The organism is Amycolatopsis sp. AA4 (assembly GCF_002796545.1).
Taxonomy (GTDB): Bacteria; Actinomycetota; Actinomycetes; order Mycobacteriales; family Pseudonocardiaceae; genus Amycolatopsis.
Map to the genome: position 1 here is coordinate 4827441 of NZ_CP024894.1, position 16537 is coordinate 4843977.

A 16537-nucleotide genomic window follows, 5' to 3' on the forward strand; every position below is an offset into this window, starting at 1 on the left:
GTGGTGTTTCAGAACCGTAGAGTGGATGCGTAACATCTTTGTGGGCAAGTCCTCGGCCTATTAGTACCAGTCAACTCGACAACACATTACTGTGCTTCCATTTCTGGCCTATCAACCCAATCGTCTCTTGGGGGCCTTAACCCACATGGGGTGGGATACCTCATCTTGGAACAGGCTTCCCGCTTAGATGCCTTCAGCGGTTATCCCTTCCGAACATAGCCAACCAGCCATGCCACTGGCGTGACAACTGGCACACCAGAGGTCCGTCCGTCCCGGTCCTCTCGTACTAGGGACAGCCTTCCTCAAGTATCCTGCGCGCGCGGCGGATAGGGACCGAACTGTCTCACGACGTTCTAAACCCAGCTCGCGTGCCGCTTTAATGGGCGAACAGCCCAACCCTTGGGACCTACTCCGGCCCCAGGATGCGACGAGCCGACATCGAGGTGCCAAACCATGCCGTCGATATGGACTCTTGGGCAAGATCAGCCTGTTATCCCCGGGGTACCTTTTATCCGTTGAGCGACACCCCTTCCACCAGGAGGTGCCGGATCACTAGTCCCGACTTTCGTCCCTGCTCGACATGTCTGTCTCACAGTCAAGCTCCCTTGTGCACTTGCACTCGACACCTGATTGCCAACCAGGCTGAGGGAACCTTTGGGCGCCTCCGTTACCCTTTAGGAGGCAACCGCCCCAGTTAAACTACCCATCAGGCACTGTCCCTGAACCAGATCATGGTCCGAGGTTCAGATTCCCAATCCGACCAGAGTGGTATTTCAACAACGACTCCACACCCACTAGCGTGAGCGCTTCACAGTCTCCCACCTATCCTACACAAGCCGAACCGAAAACCAATACCAAACTATAGTAAAGGTCCCGGGGTCTTTCCGTCCTGCCGCGCGTAACGAGCATCTTTACTCGTAATGCAATTTCGCCGGGCCTGTGGTCGAGACAGCCGGAAAGTCGTTACGCCATTCGTGCAGGTCGGAACTTACCCGACAAGGAATTTCGCTACCTTAGGATGGTTATAGTTACCACCGCCGTTTACTGGCGCTTAAATTCTCAGCTTCACCCACAAAGTGAGTTAACCGGTCCTCTTAACGTTCCAGCACCGGGCAGGCGTCAGTCCATATACATCGTCTTGCGACTTCGCATGGACCTGTGTTTTTAGTAAACAGTCGCTTTCCGCTGGTCTCTGCGGCCAACCACCCCTCCACTTGCATGAAGCTTCAAGGTGTTTGGCCCCCCTTCTCCCGAAGTTACGGGGGCATTTTGCCGAGTTCCTTAACCACAGTTCACCCGATCGCCTTGGTATTCTCTACCTGACCACCTGTGTTGGTTTGGGGTACGGGCCGTGCATGCACTCACTAGAGGCTTTTCTCGACAGCATAGGATCACCCACTTCGCCTCACACGGCTACGCATCACGTCTCAGAGTATGTGAACAGCGGATTTGCCTACTGTTCCTCCTACACGCTTACACCAGGACAACCATCGCCTGGCGGAGCTACCTTCCTGCGTCACCCCATCGCTTGACTACTACGGAATCAGGTCCCACGCTCCACACACCCGATCCGCCCGAAGGCTTCACGAGTGGCTTCGGGTGGTTAGTGTCAACCGCCTCGCCATGGGCGCACATGCTCGGGTACGGGAATATCAACCCGTTGTCCATCGACTACGCCTGTCGGCCTCGCCTTAGGTCCCGACTTACCCTGGGCGGATTAGCCTGGCCCAGGAACCCTTGGTCATCCGGCGGCAGAGTTTCTCACTCTGCATTCGCTACTCATGCCTGCATTCTCACTCCCGCACCCTCCACCGCTAGCTTCCGCCGCGGCTTCCCTGGATGCAGGACGCTCCCCTACCCATCAACACGACTGGACATCCGCCTCAAGGACGAACGTCGATCTATTGTGTCAATGACACAGCTTCGGCGGTGTGCTTAAGCCCCGCTACATTGTCGGCGCAGGACCACTTGACCAGTGAGCTATTACGCACTCTTTCAAGGGTGGCTGCTTCTAAGCCAACCTCCTGGTTGTCTGGGCAATCCCACATCCTTTCCCACTGAGCACACACTTAGGGGCCTTAGCTGGTGTTCTGGGCTGTTTCCCTCTCGACGACGAAGCTTATCCCCCGCCGTCTCACTGCCGCGCTCTCACTAACCGGTATTCGGAGTTTGGTTGATTTCGGTAACCCGGTAAGGCCCCTAGACCATCCAGTAGCTCTACCCCCGGCAAGAAACACGCGACGCTGCACCTAAATGCATTTCGGGGAGAACCAGCTATCACGGAGTTTGATTGGCCTTTCACCCCTACCCACAGCTCATCCCCTCAGTTTTCAACCTAAGTGGGTTCGGGCCTCCACGACGTCTTACCGTCGCTTCACCCTGGCCATGGGTAGATCACTCCGCTTCGGGTCTAGACCACGCGACTCAATCGCCCTATTCAGACTCGCTTTCGCTACGGCTACCCCACCCGGGTTAACCTCGCCACGCAGCACTAACTCGCAGGCTCATTCTTCAAAAGGCACGCCATCACTCAACAAGTGAGCTCTGACGGCTTGTAGGCACACGGTTTCAGGTACTCTTTCACTCCCCTCCCGGGGTACTTTTCATCTTTCCCTCACGGTACTCGTCCGCTATCGGTCTCCAGGAAGTATTTAGGCTTACCGGGTGGTCCCGGCAGATTCACAGCAAATTCCACGAGCTCGCTGCTACTCGGGAACACCGCCACACAACACAAACACAGTTTTCGCGTACGGGGCTCTCACCCGCTCCGGCCCGCCGTCCCAAGCGGTTCCGCTAACCATGCCGCATCACGCCCAGAGTGTCAGCTCTGAGAAGACAGGTCCCACAACCCCGACCACACAACCCCTGACAGGTATCACATGCAATCGGTTTAGCCTCTTCCGCTTTCGCTCGCCACTACTCACGGAATCACTTTTGTTTTCTCTTCCTGCGGGTACTGAGATGTTTCACTTCCCCGCGTTCCCTCCACACCGGCTATATATTCACCGGCGGGTAACACCACATCACTGGTGCTGGGTTTCCCCATTCGGAAATCCTCGGATCACAGCTCGGTTGACAGCTCCCCGAGGCATATCGCAGCCTCCCACGTCCTTCATCGGCTCCTGAAGCCAAGACATCCACCATGTGCCCTTAACAACTTGACCACAAAGATGCTCGCATCCACTCTACAGTTCTCAAACACCACACCAGAAACAACGTGTGTTGCCTCAGGACCCAACAGCGTGCTGAGCGAACAAGAACCCGCCCGGATCCGCGGCCGCCGTTCCACGCGGGACAAGCCCGCAGTACTGAGTCGGCGGCATCACCACCGCGAGAACCCATAACCAGTAGTTCCACAATTCCTTGAGCAACCAGAGCAGACCTGCATTCGAGGCCTAAGCTCCGGCCACTCCCGGCACGATGACCGGGATGTGTTGTGCTCCTTAGAAAGGAGGTGATCCAGCCGCACCTTCCGGTACGGCTACCTTGTTACGACTTCGTCCCAATCGCCAGTCCCACCTTCGACCACTCCCTCCCTTGCGGGTTGGGCCATGGGCTTCGGGTGTTACCGACTTTCATGACGTGACGGGCGGTGTGTACAAGGCCCGGGAACGTATTCACCGCAGCGTTGCTGATCTGCGATTACTAGCGACTCCGACTTCACGCAGTCGAGTTGCAGACTGCGATCCGAACTGAGACCGGCTTTAAGGGATTCGCTCCACCTCGCGGTATCGCAGCCCTCTGTACCAGCCATTGTAGCATGTGTGAAGCCCTGGACATAAGGGGCATGATGACTTGACGTCATCCCCACCTTCCTCCGAGTTGACCCCGGCAGTCTCCCACGAGTCCCCGCCATGACGCGCTGGCAACGTAGGATAAGGGTTGCGCTCGTTGCGGGACTTAACCCAACATCTCACGACACGAGCTGACGACAGCCATGCACCACCTGTACACCAACCACAAGGGAAGCCCCATCTCTGGGGATGTCTGGCGCATGTCAAGCCCAGGTAAGGTTCTTCGCGTTGCATCGAATTAATCCACATGCTCCGCCGCTTGTGCGGGCCCCCGTCAATTCCTTTGAGTTTTAGCCTTGCGGCCGTACTCCCCAGGCGGGGCGCTTAATGCGTTAGCTACGGCACGGACAACGTGGAATGTCGCCCACACCTAGCGCCCAACGTTTACAGCGTGGACTACCAGGGTATCTAATCCTGTTCGCTCCCCACGCTTTCGCTCCTCAGCGTCAGTATCGGCCCAGAGACCCGCCTTCGCCACCGGTGTTCCTCCTGATATCTGCGCATTTCACCGCTACACCAGGAATTCCAGTCTCCCCTGCCGAACTCAAGTCTGCCCGTATCGACCGCACGCTCCACGTTAAGCGTGGAGATTTCACGGCCGACGCGACAAACCGCCTACGAGCTCTTTACGCCCAATAATTCCGGACAACGCTCGCACCCTACGTATTACCGCGGCTGCTGGCACGTAGTTAGCCGGTGCTTCTTATCCAGGTACCGTCACTTGCGCTTCGTCCCTGGCGAAAGAGGTTTACAACCCGAAGGCCGTCATCCCTCACGCGGCGTCGCTGCATCAGGCTTGCGCCCATTGTGCAATATTCCCCACTGCTGCCTCCCGTAGGAGTCTGGGCCGTGTCTCAGTCCCAGTGTGGCCGGTCACCCTCTCAGGCCGGCTACCCGTCGTCGCCTTGGTAGGCCATTACCCCACCAACAAGCTGATAGGCCGCGGGTTCATCCCATACCGCCGGAACTTTCCACCACCACAGATGCCTGCAGTGGTCGTATCCGGTATTAGACCCAGTTTCCCAGGCTTATCCCAGAGTACAGGGCAGATTACCCACGTGTTACTCACCCGTTCGCCACTCATCCCCGGCCGAAACCGGTTCAGCGTTCGACTTGCATGTGTTAAGCACGCCGCCAGCGTTCGTCCTGAGCCAGGATCAAACTCTCCAACAATGTCTTCAAGTTCGATCGAGACTACTCTCAATCAATCAATCTCAAAGGAAACCCCGACGAGGGGGTTTCATATAAGCTCTACTGGCTTAGTTCACTAGCACACTGTTGAGTTCTCAAGCAACACACCCCACATCAAACCCGACCCCATGAGGGCGAGCCTGACCGAAGCGGTCATTCCTAGCAGTTTTTGGTGGGACACCCACTCAATCACCTTAGAGGCGAGAGCTTGGTTCGTGTCCCGGCGGCCGCCCGGTCTCCCTGGCGACTTGAAGAACTTTACACCCCCCGGAAGGGCCCGAAGCAGGGGGGTCCCTTAACTGCGTTCCCGCAGGTCAGAGCCCCTGTTTCGGGCCTGGGCGGCGATCAGCCCCCGACCCGGACTCCGGCGACGTTGCGCTTGCCCTTGCGGACCACGAGCCAGCGGCCGTGGAGCGCGTCGGAAGCCGAGGGCTTCCACTCCTCGTCGGCGATCTTCACGTTGTTCACGTACGCGCCGCCCTCCTTGACCGTGCGCCGGGCCGCGCCCTTGCTGTCCACGAGTCCCCCGGCGAGCAGCAGGTCGACGATCGTCGCGTCGCCGGCCGGCTCGACCTTGCCGTTCGGGACCTCGGCCATCGCCGCGTCGAGCGTCGGGCCGTCCAGGCCGGTCAGCTCGCCGCGGCCGAACAGGGCCTGGCTCGCCGCGATGACCTGGCGCGTCTGGTCCTCGCCGTGCACCAGGTTCGTGAACTCCTCGGCCAGCCGCTTCTGCGCGGCGCGCAGGTGCGGGCGCTCCTCGGTGTCCTTCGCCAGCGCGTCGATCTCCTCCTGGTCGAGGAAGGTGAACAGGCGCAGGTAGCGGAGCACGTCGGCGTCGCCGACGTTCACGAAGTACTGGTACCAGGCGTACGGCGAGGTCAGCTCCGGGTCGAGCCACACGTTGCCGCCGCCGGTGGACTTGCCGAACTTGCGGCCCTCGGCGTCGGTGACCAGCGGCGCGGTCAGCGCGTGCGCGGCGCCGCCCTCGACCCGGCGGATCAGGTCGACGCCGCCGACGAGGTTGCCCCACTGGTCCGAGCCGCCGACCTGCAGCTTGCAGCCGTGCTTGCGGTACAGCTCCAGGTAGTCCTGCGACTGCAGCAGCAGGTAGCTGAATTCGGTGTAGGACATGCCGTCGCCTTCGAGCCGCCGCTTCACCGTCTCCCGGTTCAGCATGACGTTGACCGAGAAGTGCTTGCCGACGTCCCGCAGGAACTCCAGCGTGTTCTGCTTCCCGGTCCAGTCGAGGTTGTTCTCGACGATCGCGCCGGTCGGCGAATCGTCGAAGTCCACGAACCGCTCCAGCTGGCCGCGGATCCGCCCGGCCCAGTCGGCGACGACGTCCAGGGTGTTCAGCGTGCGCTCCCCGTTGTCGCGGGGGTCGCCGATCATCCCGGTGGCGCCGCCGGCCAGCACGATCGGCCGGTGCCCGGCGCGCTGGAACCGCTTGAGCATCAGCAGCGGGACGAGGTTGCCGGCGTGCAGGCTGGGCGCGGTCGGGTCGAAGCCGCAATAGAGCGTGAGCGGGCCGCGGTCGAGTTCTCGGCGCAGGGCGTCGATGTCGGTGGATTGCGCGATCAGGCCGCGCCAGGACAACTCGTCAAGGATGTGCTCACTCACACCTGTAGATGATCCCCCACCAGGTCAAACGACTATCCCGCGGGTCGCACCTGCCGGCGTTTCCCGCCGCGGCGGTAGGTCGAGACGGCTGGTGAGCCGTCGATCCAGAACCGCCACGGCGTGTCCATCGCCATCGCGACGCCGACGCGCGGGCCGGTGCGCACGTTGTCCGCGGGCACGCGCTCGCCGACGAGCAGCCGCACCGGCGAGCCGGGGTCGGTGAGATCGGCGCCGTTCTGCTCGCGCGCGAGGCCCAGCACCGACGTGAGGATGGCCGGGCCCTTGGCGAGTTCGCCGTTGCCGCGCGCGTTCGGCCGGCGCTTCCGCACGATGTCCGCGCCCTCGACGACCTCGCCGGCGCGCAGCAGCACCGCGCCCGGCTGGCCGTCCTCGGTGCCCACGACGTTCGCGCAGAAGTGCATGCCGTAGACGAAGTACACGTAGAGGTGCCCGGCCGGACCCCACATCACCGCGTTGCGCGGGGTTTTCCCGCGGTAGCAGTGCGAAGCGGGATCGTCGAGCCCGCGGTAGGCCTCGACCTCGACGAGCCGCACCCCGACCCGGCCCTCGGGCGCGTCCGCCTCGAGGACGGCACCGAGCAGCAGCCGAGCCAGGTCGACCGGGTCCAGTGCCAGTTCTTCGCGCCGGAACAACCGGTCCACACGCACTCCCCTCGTCAGGCCGCCAGCCTAACGAGCGGCCCGACGGCAGATCATTTCAGCCACTGCCGATGCGCCGCGACGCGCTCGACCAGGCGTTCCCGCTGCTCGGCGACCCGGTCCGGCGCGGTGCCGCCGCGGGCGTCGCGCGAACGCACCGAACCTTCGACGGTCAGGACCTCGCGCACCGCGGGCGTGAGCGCCGGGTTGATGGCCTGGAACTCCTCGTCGGTCAGCTCGTCGAGCCCGACCCCGCGCGACTCGGCGACCCGCACGCTCTCCCCCGCCGCCTCGTGCGCGACGCGGAACGGCACGCCCTGGCGCACCAGCCATTCGGCGATGTCGGTGGCCAGCGTGAACCCGGCCGGAGCGAGTTCGGCGAGCCGGTCGGTGTGGAACGTGAGCGTGCCGAGCATGCCCGCGATCGCCGGGAAGAGCAGTTCCAGCTGTTCGACCGAATCGAAGACCGGCTCCTTGTCCTCCTGCAGGTCGCGGTTGTACGCGAGCGGCTGCGCCTTGAGCGTGGCGAGCAGGCCGGTGAGGTTGCCGATCAGGCGGCCGGCCTTGCCGCGGGTCAGCTCCGCGACGTCCGGGTTCTTCTTCTGCGGCATGATCGAGCTGCCGGTGGCCCACGCGTCGTCCAGCGTCACGTAGCCGAACTCGGCGGTGTTCCAGATGATCACCTCTTCGGCGATCCGCGACAGGTTCACCGCGAGCATCGCGACGGCGAACGCGAACTCCGCGACGAAATCGCGCGAGGCGGTGCCGTCGATCGAGTTCTCCACGCTGGTGTCGAAGCCCAGTTCGGCGGCCACCGCTTCCGGGTCGAGGCCGAGCGACGAACCGGCGAGCGCGCCCGAGCCGTACGGCGACTCCGCGGTGCGAGCGTCCCAGTCGCGCAGGCGGGAGACGTCGCGCAGCAGCGACTGGCCGTGCGCCATCAGGTGGTGCGCCAGCAGAACCGGCTGCGCGTGCTGCAGGTGGGTGCGGCCGGGCAGGATCGCGTCCGGGTGCCGGGACGCCTGCGAGACCAGCGCGTCGATCACGTCGAGCGTGCCCGCGACCACCCGGCGCGCGGCGTCGCGCAGCCACATCCGGAACAGCGTCGCGACCTGGTCGTTGCGGGAACGGCCGGCGCGCAGCTTGCCGCCGAGCTCGGCGCCGGCGCGTTCGAGCAGGCCGCGTTCGAGCGCGGTGTGCACGTCCTCGTCGGCGACCGTCGGCGTGAACGCCCCGGACGCGACGTCCTGCGCCAAGGTGTCGAGCGCCTCCAGCATCCCGGCCAGTTCCGCTTCGGTGAGCAGACCCGCCTTGTTCAGCACGCGGGCGTGCGCGCGCGATCCGGCGATGTCGTAGGGCGCCAGGCGCCAGTCGAAGTGGGTCGAGGCGCTCAGCGCCGCCATCGCCTCGGCCGGCCCGCTGGCGAACCGGCCGCCCCACAGCTGCACCGGCTGGTCTTTCCCGCTCACGTTCTGCCTCTCTCGTCCGGCGTCTCAGGACGCCTGGGTGGTCGGATGCTGGGTGCTCCCCAGCGGAGTCTGCCCGGTGCCCGGACGGTACCGCCGTCCGACCGGGCGAAGCCGCCTCCCGGGGAGGCCGGCGACGGTCGCGCTGCCCGCGTGCAGCACCAGCCGCACCTCGCCGGACACGCGCTCCTGCGCCCGCCGGACGAACGCGTCCAGCGGCTCGCGCAGCGGCGAGAACCACAACCCGTCTTGGACCAGCTCGGCCCACCGGCGGTCGACGCCGTGCTTGAACCTCGCCAGATCCCGGTCGAGGGCGACCGATTCCAGCTCCTGGTGCGCGGTGACCAGCACTGCCGCGCCCGGTGCGTCGTAGCCGCCAGCCAACTCGAACCGGCCGATGCCGTGCGCTCCGGCCCGGTGCCCGAGCCGCTGCACCGCCTCGGCCACGCTGACGGTTTCGCCGTCGACCGCGACCGGTACGCCCTGTTCGAAGGTGACGACGACTTCGTCCGGCATGCCGAGGTTCACCACCGCGTCCTCGGTACAGCGGTAACCGTCGTTCGCGGCCCGGCCCCACAAAGTCCGGCTCGTCGACAACTCCTGCCCGCCTCGGACGCCGAGTTCGACGATCTCCAGGTCCGGCGCGAGTGCCGCGATCATGCTGGACAATGTGTATCCGCCGCCGTGCGCGATGACTGACGCGTTGCGGTCCTTCGCGGTCGCGACGAGCTGGCTCGCCAGCAGCGGCCGGGCCAGAGCCTCGACCAGCGGGTGCCGGTCGAGGATCAGCGCATTCGCTTGCAGGGCAGGCAAACAGTAGTCGTTCGCGAATTCCTCGCGGACGTCCGCGACCACGATCTCGGTGGCCCCGTCGGCCGCCGCCTGCCGCCGGAGCGCGCACAAATCGACGTCCCCGGCGCCGAAATCCACCGCGACGGCGACCACTTCGCCTTGTCCGGCAAGGAGATCCAGCGCGGCAGAGGAGCCGTGCCCGCCCGGACAGGCGAGCACGACCCGCCGGGTCACGGCTCGTCCCCTTCCGCCGAACCTTGCGCGAGCGCGGTGAACCGCTCGGCGAGGTCGCGTCCGGTCAGCGGCTCGCGCGCGATGACCGCGACCGTGTCGTCGCCCGCGATCGAGCCGACGACCTCTTCCAGCGCGGCCCGGTCGATCGCGCTCGCGAGGAACTGCGCGGCGCCCGGCGGCGTGCGCAACACGGTGAGATTGCCCGACGAATCCGCCGACACCAGCAGTTCGGCGAGCAGCCGCGACAGCCGTGAAGTACCGCCCTGCACCCCGCGAACGGGGCTGCCGTCCTCGGGGATGACGTAGACCGGCGCGCCCGAGTCGGCTCCGCGCAGCTTGACCGCGCCGAGTTCGTCGAGGTCGCGCGACAGCGTCGCCTGCGTGACCTCGATTCCCTCGGCGGCCAGCAGCCGCGCCAGCTCCGTCTGGCTGCGGATGGCCATCGTGGACACCAGTTCGGTGATCCGCGCCTGGCGCCCGACCCGGCTGCTGGTCATCGGCCGTTCTGCCCGAACAGCCAGACCAGCAGCGCCTTCTGCGCGTGCAGCCGGTTCTCCGCCTCGTCCCACACCGCGCTGGCCGGGCCGTCGAGCACCTCGTCGGTGATCTCCCAGCCGCGGTGCGCGGGCAGGCAGTGCAGCACGATCGCCTCGTCGGCGGCGCGCTTCAGCAGTCCGGCGTTGATCTGCAGGGCGCGGAACGGGCCGACCCGGTCGAGGCCGTCGTTCTCCTGCCCCATCGACGTCCAGGTGTCGGTGACCAGCACGTCCGAACCCTCGACGGCCTCGTGCGCGTCGGTGTAGACCGTCGCGCTGCCGCCGGTTTCCGTGCCGCGCTGCTTGGCGTCGAGCATCACCTGCTGGTCGGGCTGGAACCCTTCCGGAGACACGACGCGCACGTTCATCCCTGCCGTGGTCCCGCCGAGCAGCAGCGAATGCGCCATGTTGTTGGCTCCGTCGCCGAGGTAGGTGAGCGTGAGCCCGGCGAGCTTGCCCTTGCGCTCGCGGATGGTCATGAGGTCCGTGAGCACCTGGCACGGGTGGAACTCGTCGGTCAGCGCGTTGATGATCGGGATGGACGCGACGGACGCCATCGAGTCGATGCGCTTCTGCGCGAAGGTGCGCCACACGACGGCGTCGACGTAGCGGGACAGCACGCGCGAGGTGTCCTCGATGGTTTCCTCGCGGCCGAGCTGCATCGAACGGCCGTCGACGATCACCGGATGCCCGCCGAGCTGGCTGATGCCGACCTCGAACGAGAACCGGGTGCGCGTGGAGTTCTTCTCGAAGATCGCGGCCACCGTGCGCCCGGTCAGCGCCTTCGTGCCGAGCGGGTCGGCTTTCAGCTGGTCGGCCAGGTCGAGCAGAGCGGCCTGCTCGGCGGGGGTGACGTCGTCGTCGCGGAGGAAGTGGCGGGGCATCAGTCGGAATCCTTCGTGGTGGTGGAGTCGAGCGCGCCCGGGAGGGCGGAGAGGAAGCCGTGCGCCTGCTGCTCGTCGAGCACGAGCGGCGGGGCGAGCCGGACGGTGTCCGGGGCGACCGGGTTGACGAGATAGCCCGCCTCCTGCGCGGCCTTCGCGACGGCCGCGGAAACGGGTCCCCGCAGGCCGATGCCGAGCAGCAGCCCCGCGCCGCGGACGCCGGAGACGAGCGGGTGGCCGAGCGCTTCGACGCCGGCCGCGATGTCCTTGCCGAGCGCCGAAACATGGTCGAGCAGGTCGTCGCGGACGATCGTGCGCAGTACCGCCAGCCCGGCCGCGCAGCACACCGGGTTGCCGCCGAAGGTCGTGCCGTGCTGGCCCGGCTTGAGCAGGTCGCCGGCCGCGCCGACGCCGATCACTGCGCCGAGCGGAAGCCCGCCGCCGAGGCCCTTCGCGAGCGTGATCACGTCCGGCACGATCCCGGCCTGCTGGAAGCCGAACCAGGTGCCGAGCCGCCCGATCCCGGTCTGCACCTCGTCGAGGACGAGCAGCGCACCGGCGGCCTTGGTGATCTCGCGCGCGGCCTGCAGGTAGCCGTCCGGAGCAGGAATCACCCCGGCTTCGCCGAGCACCGGCTCCAGGAAGACCGCAGCGGTCTCGCCGTCCACGGCGGCCCGCAACGCTTCGACGTCGCCGTAGGGAACATGCGTGACGCCCGGGACAAGCGGCTCGAACGCCTCGCGCTTCGACGGCTGCCCGGTGAGCGACAGCGCGCCCATGGTGCGGCCGTGGAACGCGCCCTCCGCCGCGACGATCTTCCGGCGGCCGGTGAGCCGGGTGATCTTCAGCGCGGCCTCGTTGGCCTCCGCGCCGGAGTTGACGAACAGGACCTTGCCCTGCCCGGTCAGGCCCGCGACGTCGAGCAGCGTTTCGGCGAGTTCGACCGCGACCGGGTTCACGTACAGGTTCGACGTGTGCCCCAGCTTCGAGATCTGCTCGGTGACCGCGCGCACCACCTCCGGGTGGGCGTGGCCGAGCGCGTTCACCGCGATGCCGCCGACCAGGTCGACGTACTCGGCGCCGTCCGCGTCCCACACTCGCGCGCCTTCGCCGCGCACCAGGGTCAGGCCGGGGGTTCCGTAGTTGTCCATGACGGCCGACTGCCAGTGCTGCTGACCGTCCGCATTGGACTTGAGGGTAGTCACGCGTGCTCCGTTCCGGAGGGCGCTGCCTCGGGCAGCACCATGGTCCCGATGCCGCGCGAGGTGAAGACCTCGAGCAGCACCGAATGGGCGAGCCTGCCGTCGATGACGTGGGCGCCGCGCACGCCGCCGCGCACCGCGCGCACGCACGCCTCCATCTTCGGGATCATGCCGCTGGCGAGGCCGGGCAGCATGCGTTCGAGACGGTCGACGGGGATCCGGTCGATCAGCGAGGACCGGTCCGGCCAGTTGGCGTAAAGACCTTCGACGTCGGTGAGCACCACGAGCTTTTCCGCGCCGAGCGCCGCGGCGAGCGCGCCCGCGGCGGTGTCGGCGTTGACGTTGTGCACCACGCCGTCGACGTCGGGGGCCACCGTGGACACCACCGGGATGCGGCCGGCGTTGACGATGTCGAGCACCGCGTCCGGGTTCACCTCGGCGACCTCGCCGACGAGGCCGATGTCCACCTGCTCACCGTCCACAGTGGCCTGTTTGCGCTCGGCGGTGAACAGCCGCGCGTCCTCGCCGGAGATGCCGACCGCGTACGGGCCGTGCGCGTTGATCAGGCCGACCAGCTCGCGGCTGACCTGGCCGACCAGCACCATCCGCACGATGTCCATCGTCTCCGGCGTGGTGACTCGCAGCCCGCCCTTGAACTCCCCCGGCACGCCGAGCCGGGACAGCATCGCGCTGATCTGCGGGCCGCCGCCGTGCACGACGACCGGATGCAGCCCGGCCAGCCGCAGGAACACCATGTCCTCGGCGAACGCGGCCTTCAGCTGGTCGTCGATCATCGCGTTGCCGCCGTACTTGACCACGACGGTCGCGCCGTGGAACCGCTGCAGCCACGGCAGAGCCTCGATCAGCACCCCGGCCTTCTCGGCCGCGCTGGCGAGCCGTTCGTCGGCGGAGACGAGCCTTCCGGTATCCGTCATGACGAGTACGCGCTGTTCTCTTCGACGTACGCGTGCGACAGGTCCGTGGTGTAGATCGTGGCCTCGCCGGACCCGACCCCGAGATCCACGACGACGTCGATCGCCCGCCCGGACAGGTCGGCCGCCGACCGGTCCTCCGCCGTCGTGCCGCCCGCGAACAAGGTGACGCCGTTGATGGCGATCGACACCGTCTCCGGGTCGATCCGCGCCGGGGCGCGGCCGAGCGCCATCGCGATCCGGCCCCAGTTGGGGTCGGAGCCGAACAACGCGGTCTTGACCAGGTTGTCCTCGGCGATCGTCCGGGCCACGACAATCGCGTCGTCCTCGGACGCGGCGCCCTTCACCGTGACGTCGACGTCCTTGGTGGCGCCTTCGGAATCGGCGCGCAGCTGCAGCACCAGGTCGTGGCTGACCTTGGTGAGCAACTCGGTCAGCTCGGCTTCCGTCGGCTCCACCCCGCTCGCACCCGACGCGAGCACGAGGACCGTGTCGTTGGTCGACGTCCCGCCGTCCACGTCGAGCCGATCGAACGTGACGTGCGTAGCGGCGCGCAGCGCACGGTCGAGAGTTTCCTTGTCCGCCACGGCATCCGTGGTCAGCACGGACAGCATCGTCGCCAGATTCGGCGCGAGCATGCCAGCGCCCTTGGCGAACCCGCCGACGCTCCATCCGGATTCGTGCTGGGCGAACGCCTGCTTCGGCTTGGTGTCGGTGGTCATCACGCCGGTGGCCGCGTTGAGCGCCGCTTCCGGGCTCGCGTCCAGCGCCTTGACCGCACTGTCCACACCGGACAGAACGGCGGCCATCGGCAGCCGCTCGCCGATCAGCCCGGTGGAGCACACCGCGACCTCGATCGCCCCGGCGCCGAGCACCTCGGCGACCTTCTCCGCCGTGGCGTGCGTGTCCTGGAAGCCGCCCGGCCCGGTCGCCGCGTTCGCTCCGCCGGAGTTGAGCACGACGGCCTTCAGCTTCTGCTGCTTCAGCACTTCCTGCGACCACAGCACCGGCGCGGCCTTGATCACGTTCCGGGTGAACACCCCCGCCGCGACGTCGAGCGGGCCGTCGTTGACGACCAGCGCGAGGTCGAGCGCGCCGGAGGCTTTGATGCCGGCGGCCACGCCCGCGGCGCGGAAACCCTTCGGTCCGGTGACGGTCACGGTGCCACTCCCACGGTGGAAAGTCCGGTGGCCTCGGGGAAACCGAGCGCCAGGTTCATCGATTGGACGGCACCGCCCGCGGTGCCCTTGGTGAGGTTGTCGATCGACGTGACGACGACCAGCCTTCCCGCGTCGGCGTCGATTCCGAGCTGCAGCTGGACGTTGTTCGAACCGACCGTCGCGGCGGTCGTCGGCCAGGTCCCTTCGGGCAGCACCTGGACGAACGGTTCGGCGCCGTAAGCCTTCTCGTACACCGCGCGCACGGCGGCCTCGTCGACGTCGCCCGCGAGCTGAGCGCTGGCCGTCGTGAGAATGCCGCGCGGCATCGGCGCGAGCACCGGCGTGAACGAAACCGTGACGGGCTTGCCCGCCGCCGCGGAGAGGTTCTGCACGAACTCCGGCGTGTGCCGATGCGCCCCGGCGACGCCGTAAGCGCTCGCGTTGCCCATGACCTCGGACCCGAGCAGATTCGGCCGCAGGCTCTTGCCCGCACCCGACGTCCCCGTCACCGACACCACCGTGACCGCGGGCTCGACCAGCCCCGCCGCCAACGCGGGCGCCAACGCCAGCGATCCGCCAGTCGGGAAACAGCCGGGAACCGCGATCCTCTTGGTTCCCACCAGTTTCTCGCGCGCGCCCGGCAGTTCGGGCATCCCGTACGGCCACTGTCCCGCGTGCTCTCCGGAGTACCACCGTCGCCAGTCCGCCGCGTCCGCGAGCCGGTGGTCGGCCCCGAGGTCGACCACGAGCACGTCCGGCCCGAGCTGAGCCGCGATCCCGGCCGAATGGCCGTGCGGCAGAGCAAGGAACACGACGTCATGGCCCGCGAGCGTCTCCGCGTTCGTCTCGAGCAACACCCGGCCGGCCAGCGGAACAAGGTGCGGCTGGTGCGTGCCCAGCGTGGTCCCCGCACTGCTCGCCGCCGTGAGAGCGCCGATCTCGACCTCTGGATGGGTCAGGAGCAGGCGCAGCAGTTCGCCGCCCGCGTACCCGCTGGCACCGGCTACCGCGATCTTCACCGTCATACGAATGATTATGCACGAGCGTGCAAGCTCAAACAAAGAGGGTTTGCTCACCCTGGCCGTCCCCTCCCCAGGACTTCCGCGGATTCTGTACGTTTCACAGGCGGTTTCCACCGCCTCGGCAGGCCGAGCCCAGCCCGGTCGCCGGAGTGTCTGCGCTGGTCGCGATGACCGGACTTCCGGTGCTGCGGTTGCTGACGCAGCACCCTTCTGCCGCGGGCACCCGCCCATTGGCAACCGCTCGGCACCGAACCGTCAGGGCGCAGCAATGCCCCTGCCACCGAGCGAGTCCACCACCGAGCCGCTCCAGCGCATGGACTCTCCGGCCGCACCGGCCGTTTAACCACCGCGCTGCAGGGTCGTCCGACCGCGCCAGTCGCTCGACCTCAGGCCATCCGGCCGCCGAGCCACCCGCCACCTGAGTCGGCGCAGGCCACCAACCGCACGTCTATCCAACCACCCGCTTGGGCCTCACCCACCCTCCAGAGTCTCCGACTTCACCTCCCCTTCCCAACCCTCTAGCCGCACTTCGCCCACTGCCCTCGGTCGCCCAAGCACTCAGCTCGCCGGGTTGCCCCGGCGACGCAGACCACGCACCTTCCTCCGCCAAGCCATCAAGCCAGCGCACCGGCCGTCCGCCACCCAGACGCCGGTCCAGCGCGCACGCCGCGTCGAAGCCCGACCCGCTGGCCCAGCGCCCGCCTGCCGGGGCAATCCGCTAACTCGCCTGACCACAACCGCCGATCCAACGCGCACACCGCTCGCCCCGGAGCCCACGCCTCCGTGCCCGTCCCACGCCACTAGCCCGGAGCACGCCGCCCAGCCGGGAACGAAGCCGCAAATCCGCACCGACACCGTTCGCCGCGGAGCCCACGCCCGAGGTCGGGTATTCGCCCGAGCCAAGCCGCAAACCCGCCCAGCCTCAACCGCAAGTCCGGCAAACGCCGTTCGCTGCGGTGCCCAAACCTCCGGGCCCGAACCCGCCACTCGCGCGAGCCCAGCCGCCCACCAGCCCAGCCACCCAACCGCCAGTCCGGCACCCGCC

Annotated in this window: 10 protein-coding genes and 2 rRNA genes; all 12 read right to left on the reverse strand. The window is 66.8% G+C overall.

The genetic code is table 11. The features are described from left to right. Positions 1-40: 40 nt before the first annotated feature. The 12 genes from CU254_RS22405 to argC all read right to left on the reverse strand — a co-directional run bounded on the left by CU254_RS22405 (position 41) and on the right by argC (position 15495). A 23S ribosomal RNA gene (locus tag CU254_RS22405) occupies positions 41-3164 on the reverse strand. Between the two features lie 283 nt (positions 3165-3447). Then, a 16S ribosomal RNA gene (locus tag CU254_RS22410) occupies positions 3448-4967 on the reverse strand. Together the 16S and 23S rRNA genes form the textbook arrangement of a ribosomal RNA operon. A 363-nt stretch (positions 4968-5330) precedes the next feature. Beyond that, positions 5331-6605, reverse strand: coding sequence for a tyrosine--tRNA ligase (gene tyrS, locus CU254_RS22415; protein ID WP_009079585.1), 1275 nt, complete (start codon positions 6603-6605; stop codon positions 5331-5333). Between the two features lie 32 nt (positions 6606-6637). After that, positions 6638-7273, reverse strand: a complete 636-nt coding sequence (locus CU254_RS22420) for a DNA-3-methyladenine glycosylase (protein WP_009079587.1) — start codon at positions 7271-7273, stop codon at positions 6638-6640. Positions 7274-7317: 44 nt separating this feature from the next. Next, positions 7318-8733 (reverse strand): argininosuccinate lyase, encoded by a 1416-nt coding sequence (gene argH, locus CU254_RS22425; protein ID WP_009079589.1) that lies wholly within the window; start codon positions 8731-8733, stop codon positions 7318-7320. Between the two features lie 24 nt (positions 8734-8757). Next, the gene (locus CU254_RS22430) at positions 8758-9756 is read right to left on the reverse strand and encodes an argininosuccinate synthase domain-containing protein (RefSeq protein WP_009079591.1); all 999 of its coding nucleotides are present in this window, start codon (positions 9754-9756) and stop codon (positions 8758-8760) included. Then, positions 9753-10253: an arginine repressor gene (locus CU254_RS22435; protein WP_009079593.1), complete on the reverse strand. Its 501-nt coding sequence runs from the start codon at positions 10251-10253 to the stop codon at positions 9753-9755. The genes CU254_RS22430 and CU254_RS22435 overlap by 4 nt, the downstream gene beginning before the upstream one ends. Continuing rightward, on the reverse strand, positions 10250-11176 hold the full coding sequence (gene argF, locus CU254_RS22440; protein ID WP_009079596.1) for an ornithine carbamoyltransferase: 927 nt from the start codon (positions 11174-11176) through the stop codon (positions 10250-10252). The genes CU254_RS22435 and argF overlap by 4 nt, the downstream gene beginning before the upstream one ends. After that, complete coding sequence (locus CU254_RS22445; RefSeq protein ID WP_009079598.1) at positions 11176-12381, reverse strand: acetylornithine transaminase; 1206 nt, start codon at positions 12379-12381, stop codon at positions 11176-11178. Before CU254_RS22445 ends, argF begins: the two co-directional genes overlap by 1 nt. Continuing rightward, positions 12378-13313, reverse strand: coding sequence for an acetylglutamate kinase (argB, locus tag CU254_RS22450; protein ID WP_009079599.1), 936 nt, complete (start codon positions 13311-13313; stop codon positions 12378-12380). Before argB ends, CU254_RS22445 begins: the two co-directional genes overlap by 4 nt. Continuing rightward, the gene (gene argJ, locus CU254_RS22455) at positions 13310-14470 is read right to left on the reverse strand and encodes a bifunctional glutamate N-acetyltransferase/amino-acid acetyltransferase ArgJ (RefSeq protein WP_009079600.1); all 1161 of its coding nucleotides are present in this window, start codon (positions 14468-14470) and stop codon (positions 13310-13312) included. The genes argB and argJ overlap by 4 nt, the downstream gene beginning before the upstream one ends. Further along, positions 14467-15495 (reverse strand): N-acetyl-gamma-glutamyl-phosphate reductase, encoded by a 1029-nt coding sequence (gene argC, locus CU254_RS22460; RefSeq protein ID WP_009079602.1) that lies wholly within the window; start codon positions 15493-15495, stop codon positions 14467-14469. The genes argJ and argC overlap by 4 nt, the downstream gene beginning before the upstream one ends. Between the last annotated feature and the right edge of the window lie 1042 nt (positions 15496-16537).